Source organism: Shinella zoogloeoides (assembly GCF_033705735.1).
GTDB classification, from domain to species: Bacteria; Pseudomonadota; Alphaproteobacteria; order Rhizobiales; family Rhizobiaceae; genus Shinella; species Shinella zoogloeoides_A.
In genome coordinates, this window is the sequence record NZ_CP131130.1 from 1,166,039 (window position 1) to 1,186,855 (window position 20,817).

25 protein-coding genes are annotated in these 20,817 nt (G+C 65.8%); 2 read left to right on the forward strand and 23 right to left on the reverse strand.

Going from position 1 to position 20,817, the window contains the following annotated elements:
• Positions 1-11 precede the first annotated feature (11 nt).
• The 15 genes from ShzoTeo12_RS06070 to ShzoTeo12_RS06135 form a co-directional block, all read right to left on the reverse strand.
• Positions 12-773: a lytic transglycosylase domain-containing protein gene (locus tag ShzoTeo12_RS06070; RefSeq protein WP_242222634.1), complete on the reverse strand. Its 762-nt coding sequence runs from the start codon at positions 771-773 to the stop codon at positions 12-14.
• Between the two features lie 3 nt (positions 774-776).
• Positions 777-1,124: a DUF736 domain-containing protein gene (locus tag ShzoTeo12_RS06075; RefSeq protein WP_066115925.1), complete on the reverse strand. Its 348-nt coding sequence runs from the start codon at positions 1,122-1,124 to the stop codon at positions 777-779.
• A 45-nt stretch (positions 1,125-1,169) separates the two neighbouring features.
• Positions 1,170-1,715 carry a S26 family signal peptidase gene (locus tag ShzoTeo12_RS06080; RefSeq protein ID WP_242222636.1) on the reverse strand — a complete coding sequence of 182 codons (546 nt, stop codon included), beginning with the start codon at positions 1,713-1,715 and terminating at the stop codon, positions 1,170-1,172.
• On the reverse strand, positions 1,712-2,230 hold the full coding sequence (locus tag ShzoTeo12_RS06085; RefSeq protein ID WP_242222638.1) for a DUF2840 domain-containing protein: 519 nt from the start codon (positions 2,228-2,230) through the stop codon (positions 1,712-1,714). The genes ShzoTeo12_RS06080 and ShzoTeo12_RS06085 overlap by 4 nt, the downstream gene beginning before the upstream one ends.
• Positions 2,227-2,481 carry a hypothetical protein gene (locus ShzoTeo12_RS06090; protein ID WP_242222639.1) on the reverse strand — a complete coding sequence of 85 codons (255 nt, stop codon included), beginning with the start codon at positions 2,479-2,481 and terminating at the stop codon, positions 2,227-2,229. Before ShzoTeo12_RS06090 ends, ShzoTeo12_RS06085 begins: the two co-directional genes overlap by 4 nt.
• A complete protein-coding gene (gene parA / locus ShzoTeo12_RS06095) occupies positions 2,478-3,116 on the reverse strand; it encodes a ParA family partition ATPase (RefSeq protein ID WP_242222641.1) in 639 nt (212 codons plus the stop codon). Before parA ends, ShzoTeo12_RS06090 begins: the two co-directional genes overlap by 4 nt.
• A gap of 208 nt (positions 3,117-3,324) precedes the next feature.
• Entirely contained in the window at positions 3,325-4,212 is an 888-nt protein-coding gene (locus ShzoTeo12_RS06100; RefSeq protein ID WP_242222643.1) for a replication initiator protein A, read from the reverse strand.
• A gap of 11 nt (positions 4,213-4,223) precedes the next feature.
• Complete coding sequence (locus ShzoTeo12_RS06105; RefSeq protein ID WP_066115913.1) at positions 4,224-4,505, reverse strand: helix-turn-helix transcriptional regulator; 282 nt, start codon at positions 4,503-4,505, stop codon at positions 4,224-4,226.
• A 138-nt stretch (positions 4,506-4,643) separates the two neighbouring features.
• Positions 4,644-5,138, reverse strand: coding sequence for a DUF2285 domain-containing protein (locus tag ShzoTeo12_RS06110; protein ID WP_242222645.1), 495 nt, complete (start codon positions 5,136-5,138; stop codon positions 4,644-4,646).
• Positions 5,113-5,403, reverse strand: coding sequence for a transcriptional regulator domain-containing protein (locus ShzoTeo12_RS28230; protein WP_376717665.1), 291 nt, complete (start codon positions 5,401-5,403; stop codon positions 5,113-5,115). Before ShzoTeo12_RS28230 ends, ShzoTeo12_RS06110 begins: the two co-directional genes overlap by 26 nt.
• A gap of 119 nt (positions 5,404-5,522) precedes the next feature.
• On the reverse strand, positions 5,523-5,786 hold the full coding sequence (locus ShzoTeo12_RS06115; protein ID WP_242222647.1) for a DNA -binding domain-containing protein: 264 nt from the start codon (positions 5,784-5,786) through the stop codon (positions 5,523-5,525).
• A gap of 126 nt (positions 5,787-5,912) precedes the next feature.
• The gene (locus ShzoTeo12_RS06120; protein WP_026227536.1) at positions 5,913-6,155 is read right to left on the reverse strand and encodes a helix-turn-helix domain-containing protein; all 243 of its coding nucleotides are present in this window, start codon (positions 6,153-6,155) and stop codon (positions 5,913-5,915) included.
• Positions 6,156-6,344: 189 nt separating this feature from the next.
• The gene (locus ShzoTeo12_RS06125) at positions 6,345-6,674 is read right to left on the reverse strand and encodes a DUF736 domain-containing protein (RefSeq protein WP_311936199.1); all 330 of its coding nucleotides are present in this window, start codon (positions 6,672-6,674) and stop codon (positions 6,345-6,347) included.
• A gap of 579 nt (positions 6,675-7,253) precedes the next feature.
• Positions 7,254-7,694 (reverse strand): hypothetical protein, encoded by a 441-nt coding sequence (locus tag ShzoTeo12_RS06130; RefSeq protein WP_242222649.1) that lies wholly within the window; start codon positions 7,692-7,694, stop codon positions 7,254-7,256.
• 144 nt (positions 7,695-7,838) lie between these two features.
• Positions 7,839-8,006, reverse strand: a complete 168-nt coding sequence (locus tag ShzoTeo12_RS06135; protein ID WP_242222651.1) for a hypothetical protein — start codon at positions 8,004-8,006, stop codon at positions 7,839-7,841.
• 334 nt (positions 8,007-8,340) lie between these two features.
• On the opposite strand from ShzoTeo12_RS06135, the gene ShzoTeo12_RS06140 reads away from it, so the two are divergent.
• The gene (locus ShzoTeo12_RS06140) at positions 8,341-8,901 is read left to right on the forward strand and encodes a flavin reductase family protein (protein WP_242222653.1); all 561 of its coding nucleotides are present in this window, start codon (positions 8,341-8,343) and stop codon (positions 8,899-8,901) included.
• 10 nt (positions 8,902-8,911) lie between these two features.
• Here the strand turns inward: ShzoTeo12_RS06140 and ShzoTeo12_RS06145 are convergent, their stop codons facing one another.
• The 3 genes from ShzoTeo12_RS06145 to ShzoTeo12_RS06155 form a co-directional block, all read right to left on the reverse strand.
• On the reverse strand, positions 8,912-9,847 hold the full coding sequence (locus tag ShzoTeo12_RS06145) for a DUF2493 domain-containing protein (protein ID WP_242222655.1): 936 nt from the start codon (positions 9,845-9,847) through the stop codon (positions 8,912-8,914).
• Positions 9,848-10,160: 313 nt separating this feature from the next.
• A complete protein-coding gene (locus tag ShzoTeo12_RS06150) occupies positions 10,161-11,207 on the reverse strand; it encodes a toprim domain-containing protein (protein ID WP_242222657.1) in 1,047 nt (348 codons plus the stop codon).
• Positions 11,207-15,559 carry a strawberry notch-like NTP hydrolase domain-containing protein gene (locus tag ShzoTeo12_RS06155; protein ID WP_242222659.1) on the reverse strand — a complete coding sequence of 1,451 codons (4,353 nt, stop codon included), beginning with the start codon at positions 15,557-15,559 and terminating at the stop codon, positions 11,207-11,209. Before ShzoTeo12_RS06155 ends, ShzoTeo12_RS06150 begins: the two co-directional genes overlap by 1 nt.
• Positions 15,560-15,799: 240 nt before the next feature.
• On the opposite strand from ShzoTeo12_RS06155, the gene ShzoTeo12_RS06160 reads away from it, so the two are divergent.
• Entirely contained in the window at positions 15,800-16,159 is a 360-nt protein-coding gene (locus ShzoTeo12_RS06160) for a hypothetical protein (protein ID WP_242222660.1), read from the forward strand.
• Between the two features lie 3 nt (positions 16,160-16,162).
• On the opposite strand, the gene ShzoTeo12_RS06165 is transcribed toward ShzoTeo12_RS06160, so the two are convergent.
• From ShzoTeo12_RS06165 to ShzoTeo12_RS06185, 5 genes are all read right to left on the reverse strand, one after another.
• On the reverse strand, positions 16,163-16,396 hold the full coding sequence (locus ShzoTeo12_RS06165; protein ID WP_052819637.1) for a DUF6117 family protein: 234 nt from the start codon (positions 16,394-16,396) through the stop codon (positions 16,163-16,165).
• Complete coding sequence (locus tag ShzoTeo12_RS06170; RefSeq protein WP_242222663.1) at positions 16,393-16,794, reverse strand: hypothetical protein; 402 nt, start codon at positions 16,792-16,794, stop codon at positions 16,393-16,395. Before ShzoTeo12_RS06170 ends, ShzoTeo12_RS06165 begins: the two co-directional genes overlap by 4 nt.
• 72 nt (positions 16,795-16,866) lie before the next feature.
• On the reverse strand, positions 16,867-17,088 hold the full coding sequence (locus ShzoTeo12_RS06175; RefSeq protein ID WP_242222664.1) for a hypothetical protein: 222 nt from the start codon (positions 17,086-17,088) through the stop codon (positions 16,867-16,869).
• A gap of 59 nt (positions 17,089-17,147) precedes the next feature.
• A complete protein-coding gene (locus tag ShzoTeo12_RS06180; protein WP_318911686.1) occupies positions 17,148-19,283 on the reverse strand; it encodes a ParB/RepB/Spo0J family partition protein in 2,136 nt (711 codons plus the stop codon).
• A 175-nt stretch (positions 19,284-19,458) separates the two neighbouring features.
• Complete coding sequence (locus ShzoTeo12_RS06185; protein ID WP_242222672.1) at positions 19,459-20,652, reverse strand: DUF932 domain-containing protein; 1,194 nt, start codon at positions 20,650-20,652, stop codon at positions 19,459-19,461.
• Positions 20,653-20,817 lie beyond the last annotated feature (165 nt).

Sequence of the window (20,817 nt, forward strand, 5' to 3'; positions counted from 1 at the left end):
TGCGAGCACCGTCATCGCGGCCCCCCATCGCCGTTTCGGGCGACAAACAGGCCTGCGGATTGCGGAGCGATGGCTGTGACATCGCGCACCGGAGTTGCAGCCGGGGTCTCATTCGACGCGCTATCGCCGGTCGTCGAAACAGCGGTGGCGGCGCGCTCGGATTGCACGATGAACAGCGGCGAGCGCGTCCAGGCGTTGGGATCGGCGGTCGCGACCGTGACGGGAGCAAGCGCGTCTGCGCCGCCGATAATGGGCGCGAGCGCGGCGACATAGGCGCGGGTTTCAGCGGGCAACGGACGGCCAGCAAGATACTCTTCATAGCGGCCGGGACCAGCATTATAGGCCGCGAGAAAGCCCGGCGAACCGTAGCGGTCGTGCATCTCGCGCAGGTAGGCGGCGCCTGCCAGAATGTTGTCGCGTGGATCGTAAGGATTCGCGCCGAGCCGGTGACGGGCGCGCAGATCAGCCCATGTGGCGGGCATGACTTGCATCAGGCCCATCGCGCCGGCCGACGAGATCGCCCGCACGTCCCCAGCGCTTTCGACGCGCATGACGGCGCGTATCCAGTGCTCGGGAATGCCGAAGCGTTGCGCGGCCTCGGTGATGAATGTGGCGTAGGGAGCGACGCGAGAGGGGCGCTCGGCGGACACCGTCTGCGCATTCGCATTGGCGCAAAGCGGTGCGGAAAGCAGAAGGCCGGAAAGGAGAAGGAGGACTGTGCGCCGGGCGGTGTTTGACCGCCCGGCGACAGCTTTGGGGAGCGGGACCGACATCGTTCAGTCCCGCTCTGCGCGCTTGGGCGGACGATTCCAGTGCAAGCCCCAGGCGGACTTGTCGTCGGCGGACTGGAAGAGGTTAGCGCGGATCGGATGACCGAAGGTCGGATCGTCGATCTGCAGCGAGACGTAGTCGCCGGCCTTCTCGCCAGTGCGCTTCCAGCCCGCACCGATCTCCGCGCCGGTTTCGTTGTTCATGCTGTCGAGAACATGGACGCGGAAGTCTGGCGCGTTCTCGGCATCGGACGGTTCGGCCGGAACGATGATGATGTCCTGGTGCAATGTCAGCGTCATTAGGTGGCCGATGAAGCCGTCATTTTCGCTCGTGAATTGACCGATGAGGGACATGGGTTTCTCCTTGGCTGTGCGGTGGACGGGGTCATGGGCGTGCCGTCACCGCGTCGGCGCGCGCCAGACGAAGCGGTCATCGCCGTCCTCGTCGGTGTAGAGGGGGGTGGCCCGGCCGATGACCGAGCTGGTGGGGAGCGGGCCGAAGTAGCGGCCGTCGAGGCTGTCGCGGACCTGCCAGTTCATCAGGAACAGCTCGTCGTCGGCGATGACGCGACACCCCTGCCAGATCGGCAGTTCGCGGCCCCGACGATCACGGTCGAGCGCGTCGCCGATGGCGTGGCCGTCGACGGTGATCGTGTGGCCCGATCGGCACACACGTTGACCGGGCAGACCCGCGACCCGCTTCAGCAGCGGCACGCCGCGTGGCAAATATCCGCCATCGGCAAGGAACGTGGCGATCGGCTCCGGTGCCGCTACGGCGACGAGGTCGGTCGCTTCCAATACGTCGCTGGCGCTGATCGCATAGAGGCCGATCGGCGTGCTCGCGGAGGCATTCCAGATCAGCTTTGGCGCGAAGGAGATGATCGACAGGACGCCAATCAGCATCACCGCGAAGTACGTCGTCATGACGTATCCAATGCGGCTCATGGCATGATCCTCCGGCGCAAGAGGAAGGCGCGATGCTGCTGCGCGTCGTAGGCGCGCGGTGCTTCACCGGCCGTCAGACGGTTGTGAACGTGTCGCCAGTGATCGGGCGAAACGTCGATCGCTTCGATGCCCCGCGCCTCGATCGCATCGATGAGCTGGAGCACGCGCTCGACCTTCGGCCAGCCATCGGCGCGCAACAGGATGTCGCCGCCGGGGCGCACGAATGGCAGGGTCTGGCAGCGCTCGCCCGCAGCGACGGCGCGCACGATGTCGAGCCGAGAAAGTGCGGTGCCGTAGTCGTTGGAGGTCCAGCGAACGAAGGCGAAAACACTGTCCGGTGCGAACGACACGACGCGTCGGCGGCGGTCGAGGATCTGTTCGGCGATCTCGCGGCCGAACCTGATCCAGAATTCGATCTTCTTCTCGACCCACGTCAACTCGACATGGGTCAGTGCATCGGCCGCTGGCGCTGGCGGCAAGCCGGTGCGCAGCGACGGGTCGGCGACACCGATCATCGCGGCTCTCCTTCGCTGGTGGGGAACTCGCGCTCGAACAGCGCGCGCAGCATGTCGGCGACCGTCTGTCCGCGCTGGAAGGCGGCAATCTTGATCCGGCCGCGCATGTCGGCGGTGACGTCGATCGTCAGCCTGGCGGTAAATTCGGCGGCGGGGTCCGCGCGCGGCGATGGACGGTCTGGCGCCTTGATCCAGCTTTCCGGATCGGCAGGCCGGGTCGCAAAACTGCGTTTCGAGGACCGCTCGCTCATGTCGCGATCCTCGTGACTTCGGCGGCGAGCGCGGCAATCTCCCGCGCGGCGGGCGATGTATCGTCCTGCTCGGCCGCGAGCCGTCCGGTCTGCACGACATCGGCGAAGGCGATGCGCTGACCGATGGTGGTGAGGAGCGGCGGGGGATCGTGTTCAGCGAGCGTCTCAGCGGTTTCGCGGGCGAGGATCGTGCGGGCGGCACAGCGGTTCAGTACGAACCGCGCCTTGAGGTCCGGTCGATAGATCCGCGCTTCGCTGAGCAGCGTCAGCATCTCGGCAGACGCCCAGCCGTCGAGCGGTGACGGCTGCACCGGGATCAGTACAAGATCGGCAGCCAGCAGCGCCGAACGCATCAGACCGGCGACACGCGGCGGTCCGTCGATGACGACATGATCGACATCGCGCGCCAGTTCCGGCGCTTCGCGGTGGAGCGTGTCGCGGGCCAGGCCGACAACACCGAACAGCCGCTCCAATCCCTCACGGCCGCGCTGCTGTGACCAGTCGAGCGCCGAGCCCTGTGGGTCGGCGTCGATCAGCGTGACGCGCTGCCCATGCCGAGCCCATTCACCGGCGAGATGGAGGGCGAGCGTCGTCTTTCCGACGCCGCCCTTCTGGTTGAGGAACGCGACGATCATGACGGTCTCCCGGCGATCGGGGACTCGTCCACAGCGGTCGAAAAACGCATTTGCGTTAGAAAGATTCCGTAGGAATCTAGGTTAGATAAGTTACGGGGCTCGCAAGCGGCTGATTCAGCGCGATGAATCGACGATTCCGGTCCCCGATAGCACGAGAGTCCGGTCCCCGATGGCACGATAGCGCCGGTCCCTGATAGCACGAGATGATTCACAGCTTATCCCCAGGTCGAGTTGTCGAGCGGCGACGGCGGCGCGGGATGCCGAGCGCGTCGGGATCGGTGGGTACGAAGAACAGGATTTCGGGGCCGCCGAGGCACTGCTCGATGGTCAGGCGATAGCCCGGCAGCGGCTGGCGGCGCACGATGTCGCGCAGGTCGTAGGCGAAATGCTTGAGCGGCGAGAGACTGCCGGACTTGGCGTGGAGATGCGGGAAGTCGAAGCTCCAGCCGTGTTCCTGCTTGCCGCCGTGCTTGCGCACGAGGCGGTAGAGCCAGCGCTCCAGACCGCCGGTCAGCCTGAAATAGTTGCGGTCGATCGTCAGGACGAGCGCGTCGTCAAGGACCGCGCCGTAGAACCAGTCCGGCACGATCAGTTCGAGCCCGAGCGGGCGGCCGCGGTGATCGGCTCGCTCCTTCCATTCATTGATCCAGGAGAAGCGGTGCATCCGCCGCTCGGTCGGCTGGCGGATTGAGGTCGCTATGGTGGTGGACTGGAGGCGGTCGAGCGCGGCCTTCAGCCGGTCGTAATCGCGCAGCGAGACACCGCGTCCAATGAAGTTCAGAATCTCGTAAGGCGTGGTCGCCATCAGGCGTGACGGGCGCAGGCCGACGTCACGGGCCTCGACGATTTGTGAGGCCGCCCAGATCAGAACATCAGCGTCCCAGATCGTCGCCATGCCGTGCTCGGGCACGGCTTCGACACGGATTTTCACCGAACCCGCCTTGAAGTCGATCGGCGTCAGGCGCTTCGACTTGGCAAGCGAGAAGAACGGATAGGCCATGAGGTCCTGCGCGTCGCGCGGCGCGAGATCGCCGGACAGCGCCCGGAACAGATCGAGCTGCGCACGCTCGTCGTGCTGTGTGTGACGGGACGACATGGCGTGTCGTCTCAGCGCGGCTGGCGGCCGGCGAAGCGGCGATCCGACGGCTCCTGCCGCTTGGCGGGGAGCACCGTGCCGCGCGGATCAGAGGTCGAACTGACGAGGCCGCGATCGGCCCACGTCTGGAGATCCTCTATGGCGTAGACGACTCGGCCGCCGAGCTTCCTGTAAGCCGGGCCGGTGCCGTAGGTGCGGTGCTTCTCCAGTGTGCGCTCGGACAGTCCGAGGAAGCGAGCGGCCTCCTGCGTGCGCAGGTAGCGTGGCGGGATGCCGGCGGTCGTATCGGCCATTGTCGAGCCTCCGTGGTCTCATCGGGGGCCGCTGCCGTCAGGCGGCGGTTCGAGAGCACGGTGGCGTGAAGACGGTGGGTCGGACGATGTCGGAGATAGGAATCTAGTTTCGACACGCCGCAGGCGGTCGATGGCGGGCTATGATCGGCGGGGTCGGCGCAGGAGGGAGCGGTAGCCGCCTTCAACGAGTTTCACGCCGTCGCGCGCCAGCCGGATCGTGACTTCGCGCAGCGCGTCCCCGGCCCAGGAGGCGGCGTCGATTTTATGACCAGGGAACAGAACCTCCCCGATCGATCGATATGTCGCGCCGGCACGACGTCCATCGACCGCACGCAGCATTTGGCGCGCGCGCTCGCGGCGCTGAGGCGTCATTCGAGGGTCGTTCGGGACGCGCTTGCCTTTGATCGCGCTCCAGAACCGGGTCAGCGCGGTCTGTCGATCCGGTGTGAGGTCATCGAACATGACCATCGCCGCGAGCGGGTTCTCGTCCTGCGGGTCCGCGAGCGTGACGTCATACTGCTCGCCGCAGATATCGAGCCTGAGATGAGCAGGGTCGTGCTGGAATATGGTACGGAGGCGTAACTCGTCGGCAGTGATGGAAAACCCTTCAGGGCGCGGACCTGCGGCGAACATTATTGCCGACGGATCGACTTGAGGGGTCCAAAAAATCTGCTGGGCATGAGCCGCGATGAGAGGGTCGGCGCCGAAATCGCAACCCCCATAGGTTCGCAAATTCTTCGGCCGTTTCGAGTGAGAGTCGGCCGCTGGACACAAGCTCCTGATAGGCTTTCCGGTAGTCGGGGTTTCGGCGCAGAAATTCCCAGGCAAGGTTACCCGGAGTTAGATTGTCGATATAGTTGTAGGCGGTCTCAGACCGCCAACTTTCATCTTCGGACATCCTCCACCGCCTCCGCGAAATTATGACGCAACGCGAGTCAAGCAGCGATCACGATCCCAAGTTGAGCGTGGCGTGGGAAGAACGAAGTCGGATCAACGTGATGCAGGTTCTGCATCACCTCAATGGAGGCGGGGGCCGAGAAGCTCGCAAAAGCCGTTCTCGGTCATCCATTTCGCGCGAGCGAGGTGTGCGGCATGAATTTTCGCTGCACGGTCGGGGTCCGCTGCGGGATCGAGGCCGAAGAGAAGCTCGACGACTTCCTCCCAGGTCGCGCCGTCCGCCTCGGCGTCGAGCAGCCTCAGGTACAACTTCAGATGCGCCTGGTCATAGGCGGTGAGCGCCGCGCCGAGCGGCGGTTCGTCCAGATATTCTGCGTTGGTCACGATGAGCCCCACGAGTCATTCGTATCCAATTTGGAGCGGTTTGTTAACTGTAATGATATCCCGCGCCATACCGCCGCGGTTTGACGCAAAATCAGGATGGTCGGGCGAGTTCGCCCGAAAAAGTCGTCAAGGGTTGTCCTTGTCACCAACCAGCATCACTCCCACGCTTTGGCCGGAGTTGAGCAGGACGATGCCACCGCCTTCAAAGGCTCGACGGACCTGATCGCGTGTTGATTCGTACACCTCGAGCCCGCTGTCGGATTCAAGGCGCTTCAACGCGGTCAGTGATACCCGGGCCTTGTCAGCGAGCGTCTCCTGTGTCCAGCCGAGCAACGCGCGTGCGGCCCGTGATTGTCGGGCGGTGATCATGCATGATCACCTCCCACTCGGACCTACGCGTACGCCAGAACTACGGCTATAATAGTCGCTCTTGCTAGAAAAGACCAGCGGTTCTGGCTTTAGCGGGCGCGATTCTGGTGTCCAGAACCAGAGGTGATTCGCTCCACCGTCAGGCGTTTGGCCCCGCCCGGATTGTCCGGGCGGGGCGTCGCGCTGGTCCTACTCGCCGTTGCGGCGGCCGTTCGGGCGGGACCAGATGAGGCTGAAGCCTTCGCCTTCATCGTCGTCGAAGAGGTTGGCGTAGATCGGGGCATTGAAGCTGGGATCGTCGAGCTTCAGGCCCAGATAGGCGCGCCCCTCGTTGGAGGTCTTGGACCAGGCGGCGCCGATCTCGGCGCGGCCGACGAAGACGCGGTGGCTGGGGGCGTTCTCTCCGGTAGCGCGGGCCTCGGAGACGATGCGGACGTTCTTGGTCTGCAGGCTGAGGGTGACGATTTCGCCGGTGTACTCGTTGTTGCCGGTCTTCTTGAAGGTGCCGATGGTCGCCATGGTAGTTCTCCTTGAACTCTGTTCCGAGCCCGCACCATTGCGGCCTCGATGGCGATCGACAGGCCGGAGGCGATTGACGGCGCACCCCGCAGGGGCCTGACAGCAAAGGAGGGGCTTTCTTGGCTCGCGAGGAATGACGGCGCAGCCGGCAGGGGAAGAAAGTTTCGACGCCGCTGTTGCGGCATAGGCGATCGAGGCGCAGCCGACCTTCGGCCAGATCAGCCCATTGAAGAGGCCGTTTTGGAGCGGTCGACCTGACAGAGACGCATCACAGGAGAACGCGGCGACCACCCCGAACCGATGGACCGTGACGACGCCTGACACCGCGGTTCAAACCAGCTCCGGCGGACGCTCCGTTCCGCCGGCTCCTGCCCGTCGCCCACGCGATCGCCCCCTCTCAGCACTCGCACCGTCGTTGGACGCGCCGTCAGGGCATTGCCCCCAGCACCGTCACCGAGGGCATGGCGCGTCAGTTGGGTTAGCCGTTGATCCGATCAACGCGATTGCGAACGACCCTGCCGACGAAGAGCGCGACACGTAAGACATCAACCCACCGTCCTGCCGCCGCCGGCAACGATGTCAGGCGCGCGCGACGTTCTGCCCGGTTGGCCCGGGCGCGGCCATTGCTGTCACCCGAATCAGCGCCGTGACACCAACGGCGACTGCGCCGATGACGGAGAAGATGATCCGCCAGGTGTCGGAGGGCATGGTGTGTTTCACGATGCCATGTGTCGCATGGTAGCCGGCGAGCGCCGCGGGTGCGACGAAGGCGAGTGCGATCGCGAGCCGTATCCAGAGCGGACGAATGAAGGCGAGCAGGAACTGCCCGAGGCCGAGCGTCAGCGCGGCGGCGGCGAGGCCGACGAGGATTGCCCCGAGCCAACCGGCGCCGGTCTGGAAGGCCCAAGTCCCGGCACTGACGCCCGCGAAGAACGGAAGCGCGAAGACAGCCAGTGTGAATAGAAGCCAGCACAGGGCGCCGATCGCCACGATGCTGGAGAGGATGCCGATGAAAACCATGGTGGTGTTCTCCGTGAGATAGAGGTCTGACGGTCGCGCCTCCACCACCACCACGGCGCGTTGCCAGTATAGCCGAAGAGAAGGCGGGACGGGAGCGGAAATCCCGTAGGATTCCCGCTTGCAGTCGCGACGCCTTGCCCGCGGTCAGCGGGCGAAGGGATCGATCTCGTGAACGATGGCGGCGAATTCGCCGTCATATTCGCCGGCGGGCATGACGCCCATGGTGCCGTCGCCGGCCTGGAAGATGACGATCGAGACCATGAGGGTGGTGGCGAGGCTGAAGGCGAAGGCGTGAGCTTGATTGAGGGACATGTGACCGGCTCCTGTCTTGGAGGCGGGAGACCATCTCCCGCGCGACAGGCGCCCGATGTGTCCGGCCGATGGCCGCAATCACCGCGTAGGCGAAGCTGGAGCGGCGGCATGCTCGCATAGCCGACCCTTTACGGGTTGATGGCGTCAGGCCAGCGGCTGGACCAAGGATTAGCGCAATGGAAGCGGCAGATGGTTTTCCGCCTTGACCGGGGCCACAATGGGATTTCCCGCTCAATGCTTTCACTCCATAGCATCGCCGCCGTGCTCCCAGTCGTGATGCTGCCGAAACGGGCCGGTATGGTCATGCAAAGCGCAACAGCCGAAGAGAACGCCCGTGCCGAAGCTTCCCAAGAAGAGCGATTTCCCGGTGAGCCAGGTGCGGCGCTATCTGGAGCCCGGCCCGATCGTGCTGCTGTCGTCGAAGTGGCAGGGCGCGACCAACATTATGACGCTCGGCTGGCACACGATCCTGGAATTCTCGCCGTCTCTGGTCGGCCTGATGATCTCCGGCGGCAATCACAGTTACCGCATGATCCGCGAGAGCCGGGAGTGCGTGATCAACCTGCCGACGACGGCGCTGACCGATACCGTGGTCGGGATCGGCAACACGTCGGGGGCCGAGATCGACAAGTTCGCCAAGTTCAATCTCACGCGGCAAGAGGCGAGCAAGGTCGATGCGCCGTTGATCGGCGAATGCCATGCCAGCTTCGAATGCCGCCTTCACGACGACGCGCTGGTCGACAAGTACAATTTCTTCATCTTCGAGGTGGTGAAGGTGCATGTCGCCACGTCGCCAAAGCATCCTGAGACGCTGCATTACACCGGCGATGGCGTGTTCGTGGTGTCCGGCAAGGTCATCAGCCGCAGATCGCTGTTTCGACCCGAGATGCTGTGAGAGGCGGCGCTCACGCGCCACCTCCCTTCGGGCGGAAGTCGAACAGCGGGATGCCGAGCTTCCTCGCCTTGTCGGCGAGATTGTCCTGAATGCCGGTGCCAGGGAAGACGATGACCCCGATCGGCAGGACGTCCAGCATCTGATCGTTGCGCTTGAACGGTGCGGCCTTGGCGTGTTTCGTCCAGTCGGGGGCGAAGCCGACCTGCGGCACCTTGCGGGCGTCGGCCCATTTGGCCGCGATCTTCTCGGCGCCCTTCGGCGACTTGCCGTGCAGCAGCACCATGTCGGGGTGCTTGGCGTGGACCTGATCGAGCTTGGCCCAGATCAGGTGGTGATCGTTGAAGTCGAGCCCACCGGTAAAGGCGATCTTTGCACCGGCAGGTAGTAGCACCTGATTGTCGGCCCGCTTCTTCGCGGCGAGGAAGTCGCGGCTGTCAATCATCGCCGAGGTCAGGTTGCGGTGGTTGACCATCGATCCGCTGCGCGGTCGCCAGTTCGATCCGGTGTGGCGCTCGTAGTGCTCGGCGGCCTGGTCGCGCATCAGCTCGAAGGCGTTGCGGCGTTCGATCATGGTCTGGCCCTCGGCCGTCAGGCGTTCCAGCTCGACGGCCTTCACTTCGCTGCCGTCCTGTTCGCGCTGGCCGCGGCGCTGCGCCTGCTCGTTGTCGTCCAGCTCGCGCTCGATCCGGTCGGTGGCTCGGTGGAAGACGTTGACCGTCGACCAGAGGAGATCGTCGAGGTCGGGCTCGAGGCGGGTGTCCTCAAAGGTGACGATCAGGGCGTCAAAGATGTCGGCGATGGCGCCGGCGACATGGTCGCCTTCCGGAAGCGGTCGGGGATCGGGTTCATCCGTGAAGGGACGGTAGCCGTAAAGCTGGAGTTCGCTGAGGACATGGTCGGTGGGTGAAGAGGCGTGGTGCGGTTCGTAGTCGTCGTGCTCGCTCATCGGGATGCTCCGTCGGTTCGACCGCGACCCTCGCGGCCTTCATGGCGACGAAAGCCGGCGGGCGGGCCGGACCTGCACCCGCAGCGAGGCGGAGGGCCGGAGCACAGCGGAGGATGACGAAGGCGGGCTATTTTGCCTCGCGATGGAAAGGCCCGCAGGGCCGCCGGAAAATAGTCCGCCGCAGGCATTGCGGGTCCGGGCCGTTTGCTGGCCGATCGCCCTCTCGAAGGCCGGGGCGCGGTTCTCTCCGACATCAAGATCATCCGAGCGACGCCGACGACGGCGCTCCCGCCGTCTGCATTCTCCTGTCGGCCTATGCCGCCAGCGCCATGAAGCGTGCGACGTCCTGGGGCGCGATCTGCACCCGGGCCGCTGCCCGGAGGCTGTCCAGACCAGCCAGGCGGAGATCCTCGTTGAAGTCGCCCAGGCGCGGAGATACCACGACCGCCTCGATCCCGGCGGCGTTCGCCCGTTCGATCAAGGTCGTCATCGCACCGTCGCCGGCCGGATCATTGTCGCGGGCGATGTAGAGCCGGCGCAGCGTGTCGGGGAACAGGATGGCCGAGAGATGCGCCGCCGAGAGCGCCGCCGCCATCGGCATGGTGGGCAACGCCATTCTGAGCGACAGCATCGTCTCTATGCCTTCGCCCGCCGCCATCACTTCGCCCGCCACACCGAAGCGAACGGCGTGTCCCAGGAGGTCGCCCATCGCCCGTCTCGGTGTGTCGATCGGGGCCTTGTCCGAGCCGTCAGGGGCGAGCCAGGTGCGATGCGCGCCGGTCTGATGCTCGGCGAGATCGGTGACCGATGCGATCATCGCCGGCCAGGTCTCGGTCGGGGAATGCTCGTCGGGCCGGTAATAGCACCGGGGATGAAAGCGAAGGCTTCCGGTTCCGTGCAAATCCGCAATGCCGCGTGTGCGCAGATACGTCTTTACGAGCGTGCCCGAAATCGGCTGCGCCATGGCAAAGAGCCGCCGTGCCGCTTCCAGTGATCCGGTCGGCGCTGGTGATTTGCGCTCGCCGCCATGCGGACGGTCCGGTTCGGGATGCGGCATTGACAAGAAGGTGCGCGCCTCATCGGCGACGTCCTTGAAGTCGACCAGGCCGCAGCTCTCGCGGATGACGTCGAGCAGGTCGCCATGCTCGCCAGTGGCGGCGTCGGTCCATTTTCCGGCAGCGCCCTTGCCGTTTTCGCCGCCCTTCAGCCGCACGAACATCGAGCGGCCGGGGGTATTGCGTGCGTCGCCGACCAGCCAATAGCGGCCTTCGCGATGCCCGGCGGAGAGATAATGGCGGCACACCGCCTCTGCCTGTCGGCCGAGACGGATTGCCAGTTCGGAAGCGTCCTGTCGTGCCATCACGCAGCCTCCCGCTCACCGATGCGCTCGACCGGATAGCGCTCCAGCACCTTCGCCAGGATCGCAGCGCCGGTCGCATCGGTCGGCACGAACATCCGCAGCGTCCACGAGATGATTTCGTGGAACAGGCCGTAGGCGCGCAGGCGGTCACGCATGGCGTCGGTGAAACCGGACAGCTCGATTCGATTGGCGCCCATGACCCGGACGCGGCGAAGCTGAAGACCCTCGGTGAGATCGAGCACGGTCTTGCCGTCCATCAGCGCCATGAAGGCGTCGTCCGGCGTCAGGGTCGATGTGCTGGCGGCAAGCGCGCCGGCCACCCAGGCGGGAGAGACGCGGCGGCCGACGATACGCTCGCCGTCGTCGGTCTGGAGCCGATAGACCCGTGTCGACTCATTCGGCAGCCGCTTCCAGATCGGCAACAACAGCCCGCTGACGACATGGATGGTGCTGTCGGCATATTCCGGCACCTCGGCCACCTCAGCGTTCCATGCCGCGGTGAAACCGGCCTGATCGGCGTCGACCCAGTGGGTCTCGCCCATCATCTTAATGGGGACGTTCTGCGCCTCCATCGGCCGGATCAGCCGCACGCGACGTTCGATCTCGCCATCGTCCAGCATGATGCTGGTGGTCGGTATCTGCACGGCTGCGCGGCCCGAGCGCTCGTTGATCAGCAGTCTCGCGCCGGGGCCATCGAGACAATCGAGCGCCTCGACCAGCGTTACCGGCCGGTTGCGCTGGCGCTGGGTGATGGTCAGCAGCCGAGCCTCGGCCCCAGTGCCGGGATGAACGTGTATCGTCCGGCGATCGGTGACGATGAAACTCTCGGCCTGCAGCGTCTCCAGCCCGACATCGTAGCTCCCCGACGCGATGGCGCCTTCGATCTTGGCGTTCAACAGCCGCTCGAACGCCGTGAACAGGACGCCCTGAAGTTCGATGGTCAGGGCCAGCAGCCGGTTGAGAAAGGTGGTGATCGGCGGCAGTTCGTCCTTGATGCCGGTGGAATCCATCAACGAAAGACCAGTGGCGTCCTCGAACATCTGGAGCGAGCACCCCTCGACCTTGCCGCGCACCAGCAGCAGGTAGAGCTGCCGCAGGGCGTCGCGGGCGTAGTAGCTCTCCAGATTGTCTTCGGGTCGGAACAGGCCCTGGCCGCCGGTCTGGCGCTGTCCGCGCGTGATCGCGCCCAGCGTGTCGAGGCGACGGGCGATGGTCGAGAGAAAGCGCTTTTCTGCCTTCACGTCGGTCGAGATCGGCCGGAACAGCGGCGGCTGCGCCTGGTTGGTCCGGTTGGTGCGTCCGAGACCCTGTATGGCGGCGTCGGCCTTCCAGCCCGGCTCCAGCAGATAGTGGACGCGCAGCCGCTGGTTCCGCGCCGATAGGTCGGCGTGATAGCTGCGGCCGGTGCCGCCGGCGTCGGAGAAGATCAGGATGCGCTTCTGATCGTCCATGAAGCCTTGCGTCTCGGCGAGATTGGCCGAGGCGGCGCGGTTCTCCACGGCGAGGCGATCGATTCCGCCGGGGCTGGACTTGCGGACAATCCGGCGCGAACGTCCCGTCACCTCCGCCACGACATCGGTGCCGAAACGTTGGACGATCTGATCGAGCGCGCCGGGGACCGGCGGCAGCGAAGCGAGCCGTTCGATCAGACGGTCACGGCGGGCGATGGCGTCGCGGCTCTCGACCGGCTGGCCGTCGCGAAACACCGGCCGCGACGACAGATTGCCCTCGCTGTCGGTGAATGGCTCGTAGAGCTGCACCGGGAAGGAGTGGGCGAGATAATCCAGAACATACTCGCGCGGAGTGATGTCTACCCGGACGTCGTTCCATTCCTCCGTCGGGATCTCAGCGAGACGGCGCTCCATCAAGGCTTCGCCGGTCGACACGATCTGGATCACGGCGGCATGGCCGTCGGCCAGGTCCTGCTCGATCGACCGGATCAAGGTCGGGGTCTTCATCGACGTCAGCAGATGGCCGAAGAATCGCTGCTTGGCGGATTCGAAGGCCGAGCGGGCGGCGGACTTGGCCTGCCGGTTCAGCGTGCCGCCGTCGCCGGTAATGTTCGCTGCCTGCATCGCCGCGTCGAGATTGTTATGGATGACGGCGAATGCCCCGGCATAGGCGTCGTAGATGCCAGTCTGCTCAGGCGTGAGCTGGTGCTCGACCAGCTCGTATTCGACGCCGTCATAGGAGAGTGAGCGGGCAGTGTAGAGACCGAGCGAGCGCAGGTCGCGGGCCAGCACTTCCATCGCCGCGACGCCGCCATCCTCGATCGCCTCGACGAATTCAGCACGGGTCGAGAACGGGAAGTCCTCGCCGCCCCAGAGACCAAGGCGCTGGGCGTAGGCGAGATTGTGGACGGTGGTCGCGCCGGTCGCCGAGACATAGACGACGCGCGCATTCGGCAGCGCGTGCTGGAGCCGGAGGCCCGCGCGGCCCTGCTGCGAGGCGGCGACGTCACCGCGTTCGCCCTTGCCGCCAGCGGCGTTCTGCATGGCGTGGCTCTCGTCGAAGATGATCACTCCATTGAAGTCGGAGCCCAACCATTCGACGATCTGCTTGACGCGGGAAAGCTTCTCGCCGCGGTCGTCGGACCGTAGCGTGGCATAGGTGGTGAATAGGACGGCTTGCGAGAGCGTGATGTCCTTGCCCTGCGGGAAACGCGATAGCGGCGTGATCAGCAGCCGTTCCATGCCGAGCGCCGACCAGTCACGTTGCGCGTCCTCCAGCAGCTTGTCGGATTTGGAGATCCACACCGCCTTGCGGCGCCCCTGCATCCAGTTGTCGAGGATGATGCCGGCAGACTGGCGGCCTTTGCCGGCACCGGTGCCGTCACCGAGCATGAAGCCTCGGCGGAAGCGCACGGCGTTCGGCGCATCGTCGGGCGCGGCCGAGACGACGTCGAAGGTCTCATCGAGCGTCCACGAACCGGCGAGGAAGTCGGCATGCGCCTCGCCGGCGTAGATGAGGGTTTCGAGCTGGGCGTCGGAGAGGAGCCCATCATTGACGATGTTCGCCGGCAGCCGGGGCCGATAGCTCGGCTTGGGCGGCGCGACCGAGGCCATCGCCACGGATTGCACCAGCTTGGTCGGATGGGGCTGAGCACCGGGGATACGGATCGCCTGCAACCCGTAGTCTTCATAGATCGCGTCGGTGATCCGGCCATCTTCGGCAGGCGTCCAGTCCACGATCTCATAGGCGAGTTCGACGCCTTCGGGTTCGCTAACAGTGCGGAGGGGAGAAGATGTGGCGGCGCGCGCGAGATAGCCGCGAACGGTACTCGGCGCGGCTGCCGGGACGGCGGCGGGAACCGAGATGCCGGTATCGACCGGCAAACGTCCCGGAACATGCTCGCCGATCCAGCCGATCAGGGTGGCGACGTCGGGTGCAACGCCTGGTGATGCCGGGAATGCGACGGCGTTTTCCGCCGGGGCCTTGTCGATCACGGTCAGGCGAGTGTCGATGGTCGTGCCATGCTTGGCATAGACCGCACCGTCGATCGCGGCGGTGAATACCACGCGGCCATGTTCCTGAAGTCGGACGAAGGCGTCGCGCCAGGCGGGCGCATCCGGTGAGAAGCTCGATCCGGTGATCGTCACCAGCCGCCCGCCATTGGCCAGTCGCGCCAGCGCGGAGGCGATATGGCGATAGGCGGCGTTGGCCATCCGGCCCGTCACGTTCGCCATCACCGAGAACGGCGGGTTCATCAGGATGATGCTGGGCACGCTGTCCGGCGCGAGATGATCGTCGATCTGGGCCGCGTCGAAGCGGGTGACGGCGATGGCCGGAAAGAGGGATGCCAGGAGGTCGGCGCGAGTGTCGGCCAGCTCGTTCAGCATGAGCGCGCCGCCGGTAATCTCCGCCAAGGCGGCAAGGAGTCCCGTGCCGGCAGAGGGCTCCAGCACGCGATCAGCAGGCGTGATCGCCGCAGCGGTTAGCGCGGCGACGCCGAGAGGAAGCGGCGTCGAGAACTGCTGGAATGACTGGCTCTCCTCCGATCGCCGTGTGTGGGTGGGAAGAAGGGTGGCGATCTTCGCCAGCATCGGCAGCGCGGCGGCCGGAGAGCCGGCTTTGCGGAAAAGCGCATTGCCGTACTTGCGGAGGAAGAGGACCGTCGCGACCTCGCAGGCCTCGTAGGCTGACTTCCAGTCCCAGGCGCCCGTGGTATCGGAGGCACCGAACGCCGCTTCCATGGCGGCGCGCAGGATCTGCGCATCGACGCGCTGACCGCGTTCGAGATGGGGAAGCAAGAGCTGTGCGGCTCGGAAAATAGCAGCAGAAGGATCAGGGAGACCGCTGAGGGGAAGCGGCGCTGCCAGCGGAGCTGCCGCTGATGCAGGGATCATCGTCATGGGAAGAACCTCGGAGAGCGGATTGGGACGAACCGGCGGCGCTCTCTCTCGACCGGACCGGCTCGAACCCGTCCCGGCCAACCTCTCACTCTGGCGCGCGGTATGACCGCCTGACCGCGCGGCCTTCCGAGGTGGGCCGTGCGGCGCTACACTCCTCCATCCAGCACATGGCGAAACTCGGCCCCGGCGATCGGGGACGCATGTCCGCCCGACCGAGCGAGGCCCCGAAGGGAGACGGTGATGAAGGGAAGTGTGATCGGCATGGTGGCCGGAGGATGCCTCGTAGTGGGCTTTGGCGCAGGCTTCGCGCTCCGCCCGGTGATCACGCCCGGCGGCGCATCAGCCGCCGCTGTCGCTGGTGTCGCACAGCCGACCGAGGACGAGGCCATCGCGGCCGTCCGTCGCCATCGCCTTTTCACGGGGACGTCGCTGGCCAATGCGACGCTCAAGCTCGGGGAATGTTCGCCGGGCGGTGTTGGTCCTGGCGTGACGTGCATGACGCAGCTCACGATGGATTCCACGCGGGCGAACGCTACGCCGCAGAACCGGCCAGTCGGCTTCGCGCGCGTCAACGGGCAATGGGAAGTGGCTGTCTGGTAGAATTCAGGCAGCTATTTCGCCGCCCGTATTGGGCGGAAGGTAGGCGTCGTAGGGATTGCCATCAGCCAGATGGCCGAACGGCGTGAACATATAGTCGCCACCGTCACGGCCGACCGCACAGATGACATAGCGCGGCTCGCCGGTCGCGGCGTCCGTGCATTCCATCAACGCCAGATCGCCACTTTCCGCGGCGCGCAGCAGGGTTTGGAAATTGGCGCGCGCATGGTCGGGGATCATCGCGCATCTCCTTCGGCGAGCCAGCGGCCGGTGCTGATCCACTCGATCGTGCGGCCGGTGGAGAGATCGAGCAGATGGGCGCCGCCGGAGAAACCGTCGACGACAGGTTCCGAGGCGACGCCGGCCCACTGAAAGCCCCAGGTGCCGGTGAGCCCGAACGTCTCCGCGCAGCGGGTGACGAAGGTGATCAGCAATTGCGGATCGGCGGTTCCGGGGTCGCGAAGCCAGAGGCGCGTCGCGCCGTGCTTGGGTGTCAGGGAGAGCAGGAACGGCTCGGCGGGCGGGTCCTCGCGACCGTTCTCGGCCATCAGCGCGATGTAGAGGTCGAAGGCCCGCGCGACATTGGCGACCGAGCCGACGTCGAGCAGGCAGGAGAAGCGGGTGAGAAAATCGGGCATGTCGGGCTCCTGAAACGAAAAGAGCCCGGCGCTGGGCCGGGCTCGGATGGGTCGGGATGGTGGTTGGAAGGGTCAGTAGCCGAACTGCCAGGACGGCCAGGATTGGCCGTCATCGGTGGCCGCCACGGCTTGAGCCAGGTACTCGGGATTGCCCTCGACCACGGTGGGGTCGCGGACAGGCGTCTCGTCGATGACGGTCACTCGGACAACGAGGTCATCCTCGACCTCGACATGGACCGGCACGAGGTACTGGAAGACGACGTGCCGGGTTGGCGTAGGGCTGGATTGCGCCATGCGGAAGGTCCTTCAATTGGAGGAAGGTGCGGAGCGGCCGAAACCGCCCCGCGAGCCCATCATTCGGCGGCGACAAGGTGACGTTCGTCGTCGTCGCCGTTGGCCGGCGTTTCCGGATCTTCGTCAGTGCTCAGGAAGTCGGGCAGCTCGGCCGCCTCGGCTTCCCCGCCGCTCTGAGCGTCCGATGCAGGATCGGCTGCGAGATCAGCGAGTCGAAGCGGTTCGGGCAGCCAGCCGGTGTCGACCAACAGCCGCTCGGCCTCCTTGGCCATGTCGCCCTTCTTCAGATGATCGATAAGCTGCGCTGACGCGTCGCCCTTGGCTTCACGCACCGCTTCGAGAATGCGCGGCTTGGTCACCCGGCTGAGATAGTTGTCGACGGTCGGGCGCCATCCCGCTTCCGCCATGTCGAGACCGACAGCGCGTGCGATCCGACCGGCCTGCTTCAGCCGGCGCTCCAACCCGTGCTGAGAGATGCCGGAGCCGCCGTAGCGGTCGACCTTCTCGGAGAGGGCATTGACGCCGTAAGAGACGCAATGCGCCAGCAGGGCCGTCCGGCTGGCGTCGTCAAGATCGACCAGCCAGTTCCACAAGGCATCCTCATCCTGCGGGATGTCGGCCTCCCAGCCTTCCTGCCGTTCCGCCACCGACTTGGCGGACGTGCTGTCCTTCAGGTCGGCGGCCTGGACAGAGAAGAAGACGTGACGGACCGAGATCTCCAGGCACCCGCCGGAAGACGAGGTGCGGTGGAAGGTGTCGAGCACCAGCTTGTGCAGCAGCGCCGTGATGGCGACGTGCGGGTTGCCTGCCAGCGCATCCCGCAGCGCGAGGGTGCGGTGGGCCGTCAGCTCACTGACCAGGCGTTCGGGCAACGGCTTGACGACGTCGTCCTCCTCGTCCTCCGGTTCGGGCTGGCCGCCGATGGTGATGACCGCCCGCATCGGCTGCGCGTTCGGTGCGGGGCCTTCGGTTTCGCCGTCGCCGTTGGTCTCACGCTCGATGGGCGCCTCGTCCTCGGGACGGACATAGCCGCGCTCGACGGTCAGTCGGCCCGAGCTGTCGATGCTGACAAAGGCGCCAGCGCGCGCGATCTCGGCCGGATCGTAGAGGGTCGGCCGGTTCTGGAAGGCGGCGATCGCCGTCTCGATCTCCTCGAGCCGCAGATCGACCGCCTCCGGCAGGTCCTCGCCATCGTCATGCTCGGCGTAGAGCCGGTCCAGTTCCTCGGTCAGGGCCTCGTATGCGGCCTGTTCGTCGGCGGAGAGTTCGGAGCGTTCGCCCGCGATCCGGCGCAAACCGGTGGTGTGGCCGTAGGGGAAGTCCAGCGCGGCATCGATCCAGCGCCAGCCCTCAGCCGCGAGTTCCTCGGCAGCGGCGCCGATCTTCGCGGTGGCGAGGGTGTCGAGCAACGCCGGATCCTGCAGCCATCCGCCGTCGTCGGCCTGGAACAGGTCGCGCAGCGTTGCGCCGCCCGCTGCCTCATAGGCCTCGATCCCGACGAATTGCGCACGACGATCAGAGGCGCGCACCGCGCCCTCGGTCAGCATGCGCCGGATCTCATAGGGCTGGCGGCTGTAGGATCGCTGGATGGTCTCCCACACCTCCATCTGCCGGGCATGGTCATGCGACACCGTGAAGGCCATGAGCTGGTCAAGTGCGATGCCGTCCTCGGCATAGACGTCAAGCAGCGCCGGAGCGACCGAGGCGAGCCGCAGTCGCTGACGGACCACGGCCGGGGTGACGTAGAAGCGGGCGGCGATATCCTCCTCGCCCATGCCGCGCCCGATCAGCGCCTGGAAGGCCTTGAACTGATCGAGCGGATGGAGCGCCTCGCGGTGGACGTTCTCGGCAAGGCTGTCTTCCTCAGCCGGGATCGCGGAGGCCGCGTCGCGGACGTTGCAGGGGACCGGTGCGGTCTTTGCGAGACGCTTGGCCTTGACCAGCAGTTCGAGCGCCCGGAATCGGCGACCGCCCGCTGGGACCTCGAAGATGCCGGTTTCCACACCCTCGCCGTCGAGCACAGGGCGGACGTTGAGGTTTTGAAGAAGACCACGGTGGCCGATATCCTCGGCCAGTTCGGAGATCGAGACGCCGGCCTTGGTCTTGCGGACGTTGGCCTGGCTCAGGATGAGCTTGTTGAAGGGGATGTCGCGACGCTCGCCAAGGGACGCGATCTTCTGAACGGCGGTTGCCATGTCGGGATACTCCACGACGGGCGGCCGAAAGACTCTCTCTCAGCCTCCAACCCGTCACGAAGCGAAGCGCCGCCCTCTTCCTCTAAAGGGGGCAGCGCCACGGACCGGCAAACCGGAAAGAGACGGAAGCGCAAAGCCGGAGACACGGAAAACCGCATCCCCGACTTCGCGGAAATCAGGCCGCTCGATCGAGCAGCTTCTTGGCCTTGCCTTCCATGTCGAGGCGGGCGTCCTGATGCGGCTTGTCGCGCGCGACGGCAGTGATGCCCTGCACGAAATCGAAGATGCTCTCGGGCGGACGGCCTTCCTCTGCCAGGACTGTGTCGATGATCGTGCCGGTCTCGGCCTTGGAGAAGCCGCGTCGGCGCAGGAAGTCGGTGCGGTCTTCGTCCGTCCTGGCGACGATCCGCTCGCGGGCGGCCTTGATGCCATTGACGAAAGGCAGGGGTGAGGAATTGGCGAAGTTCGCCAGCGCTGGCGCCGCCTCATGGGCGAAACGGTTGGCTGCATATTTGCTGTGGCGGATGCTGATCTCCTCGAAGTCCTCCACGCCCCACAAATTCCGATTCTGGCAGACCGCGCGGAGATAGAAGCTCGCCATGCCGAGCGTCTTGGCGCCGACCTCGGAGTTCCAGCAGTAGAAACCCCGGAAGTAGAAATCCGGCGAGCCGTCTGGCAGGCGCCCGGCCTCGATCGGATTCAAGTCGTCGACCAGGAACAGGAAGACGTCGCGGTCGGAGGCATAGAGCGTCGTCGTATCCTTGGTGATGTCCACGCGCGGATTGTAGATGCCGGTCGACCAGTCGAGCACGCCCGGCACTTTCCAGCGGGTGTCGCCCGTGCCGTTGCCGGCGATGCGCTGCACGGCCTCGACCAGCTCGTGGTCGAAGATGCGCCCATAATCCGGCCCGGTGACGGCGCGCAGCTCGACCCGGCCGTTGTCGGTTTCGAGTGTCTTGATCTGCTCGGCCCGATTGGAGGTGAGGCCATACTGCAGGTTGATGGCGGCAAGTGCGGCAGGGAGCTGTCGCAAATAGGCGGCGGGCGCACCGACTAGGCTGGCGAGCTGGCCGAAGGACCAGTGTGTAGGCGCGATTGCCGCATCGGTGCCCGGCAGGATCAGCGCCAGCCGCTCTGAATCGTTGCGGTTCGCCTCGACGTGGATGAGCGCGCTCTCCACCACCCGCGTCCGGCTGCGTTCGGTACGGTCGCGAACCGTATGGGCCAGCTCCGACAGGGAGAGGTAGCGCTCGTCGGCCGGACGCGAGAACCACTCCGACGAGACGCGGCCGATCCGCTCCCCCCGGCTGACATCGACCTTGTAACCGCCGTTCGAGTCGCGGCGAGCGTCGAGGACCTGCATGTTCATGGGATCAATCTCCATGACGGGCGTCGGAGACCTCTTCTCCAACCTTCAACCCGTCACGGAAAACCGGTCCACTCTCTCACTCTCAGCGGGGCGTTGCGGGGCAGCCGCCCCGCAGAAGGGGTCGGCCGAGACCGAGGGCTCGGACGCAGGGGAAGGCTTTCCCCT

Excerpts from the sequence above, each read along its gene's own strand:
- ShzoTeo12_RS06170 (WP_242222663.1), bottom strand. The coding sequence starts at position 16,794 with ATGCCCGATTTTCTCACCCGCTTCTCCTGCCTGCTCGACGTCGGCTCG.
- ShzoTeo12_RS28230 (WP_376717665.1), bottom strand. The coding sequence starts at position 5,403 with ATGTCCGAAGATGAAAGTTGGCGGTCTGAGACCGCCTACAACTATATC.
- ShzoTeo12_RS06075 (WP_066115925.1), bottom strand. The coding sequence starts at position 1,124 with ATGTCCCTCATCGGTCAATTCACGAGCGAAAATGACGGCTTCATCGGC.
- ShzoTeo12_RS06125 (WP_311936199.1), bottom strand. The coding sequence starts at position 6,674 with ATGGCGACCATCGGCACCTTCAAGAAGACCGGCAACAACGAGTACACC.
- ShzoTeo12_RS06110 (WP_242222645.1), bottom strand. The coding sequence starts at position 5,138 with ATGTTCGCCGCAGGTCCGCGCCCTGAAGGGTTTTCCATCACTGCCGAC.
- ShzoTeo12_RS06185 (WP_242222672.1), bottom strand. The coding sequence starts at position 20,652 with ATGAACATGCAGGTCCTCGACGCTCGCCGCGACTCGAACGGCGGTTAC.
- ShzoTeo12_RS06150 (WP_242222657.1), bottom strand. The coding sequence starts at position 11,207 with ATGGCACGACAGGACGCTTCCGAACTGGCAATCCGTCTCGGCCGACAG.
- ShzoTeo12_RS06180 (WP_318911686.1), bottom strand. The coding sequence starts at position 19,283 with ATGGCAACCGCCGTTCAGAAGATCGCGTCCCTTGGCGAGCGTCGCGAC.
- ShzoTeo12_RS06085 (WP_242222638.1), bottom strand. The coding sequence starts at position 2,230 with ATGATCGGTGTCGCCGACCCGTCGCTGCGCACCGGCTTGCCGCCAGCG.
- ShzoTeo12_RS06120 (WP_026227536.1), bottom strand. The coding sequence starts at position 6,155 with ATGATCACCGCCCGACAATCACGGGCCGCACGCGCGTTGCTCGGCTGG.
- ShzoTeo12_RS06135 (WP_242222651.1), bottom strand. The coding sequence starts at position 8,006 with ATGTCCCTCAATCAAGCTCACGCCTTCGCCTTCAGCCTCGCCACCACC.
- ShzoTeo12_RS06080 (WP_242222636.1), bottom strand. The coding sequence starts at position 1,715 with ATGAGCCGCATTGGATACGTCATGACGACGTACTTCGCGGTGATGCTG.
- ShzoTeo12_RS06105 (WP_066115913.1), bottom strand. The coding sequence starts at position 4,505 with ATGGCCGATACGACCGCCGGCATCCCGCCACGCTACCTGCGCACGCAG.
- ShzoTeo12_RS06145 (WP_242222655.1), bottom strand. The coding sequence starts at position 9,847 with ATGAGCGAGCACGACGACTACGAACCGCACCACGCCTCTTCACCCACC.
- ShzoTeo12_RS06070 (WP_242222634.1), bottom strand. The coding sequence starts at position 773 with ATGTCGGTCCCGCTCCCCAAAGCTGTCGCCGGGCGGTCAAACACCGCC.
- ShzoTeo12_RS06100 (WP_242222643.1), bottom strand. The coding sequence starts at position 4,212 with ATGTCGTCCCGTCACACACAGCACGACGAGCGTGCGCAGCTCGATCTG.
- ShzoTeo12_RS06175 (WP_242222664.1), bottom strand. The coding sequence starts at position 17,088 with ATGGCGCAATCCAGCCCTACGCCAACCCGGCACGTCGTCTTCCAGTAC.
- ShzoTeo12_RS06165 (WP_052819637.1), bottom strand. The coding sequence starts at position 16,396 with ATGATCCCCGACCATGCGCGCGCCAATTTCCAAACCCTGCTGCGCGCC.
- ShzoTeo12_RS06155 (WP_242222659.1), bottom strand. The coding sequence starts at position 15,559 with ATGACGATGATCCCTGCATCAGCGGCAGCTCCGCTGGCAGCGCCGCTT.
- parA (WP_242222641.1), bottom strand. The coding sequence starts at position 3,116 with ATGATCGTCGCGTTCCTCAACCAGAAGGGCGGCGTCGGAAAGACGACG.
- ShzoTeo12_RS06160 (WP_242222660.1), top strand. The coding sequence starts at position 15,800 with ATGAAGGGAAGTGTGATCGGCATGGTGGCCGGAGGATGCCTCGTAGTG.
- ShzoTeo12_RS06090 (WP_242222639.1), bottom strand. The coding sequence starts at position 2,481 with ATGAGCGAGCGGTCCTCGAAACGCAGTTTTGCGACCCGGCCTGCCGAT.
- ShzoTeo12_RS06130 (WP_242222649.1), bottom strand. The coding sequence starts at position 7,694 with ATGGTTTTCATCGGCATCCTCTCCAGCATCGTGGCGATCGGCGCCCTG.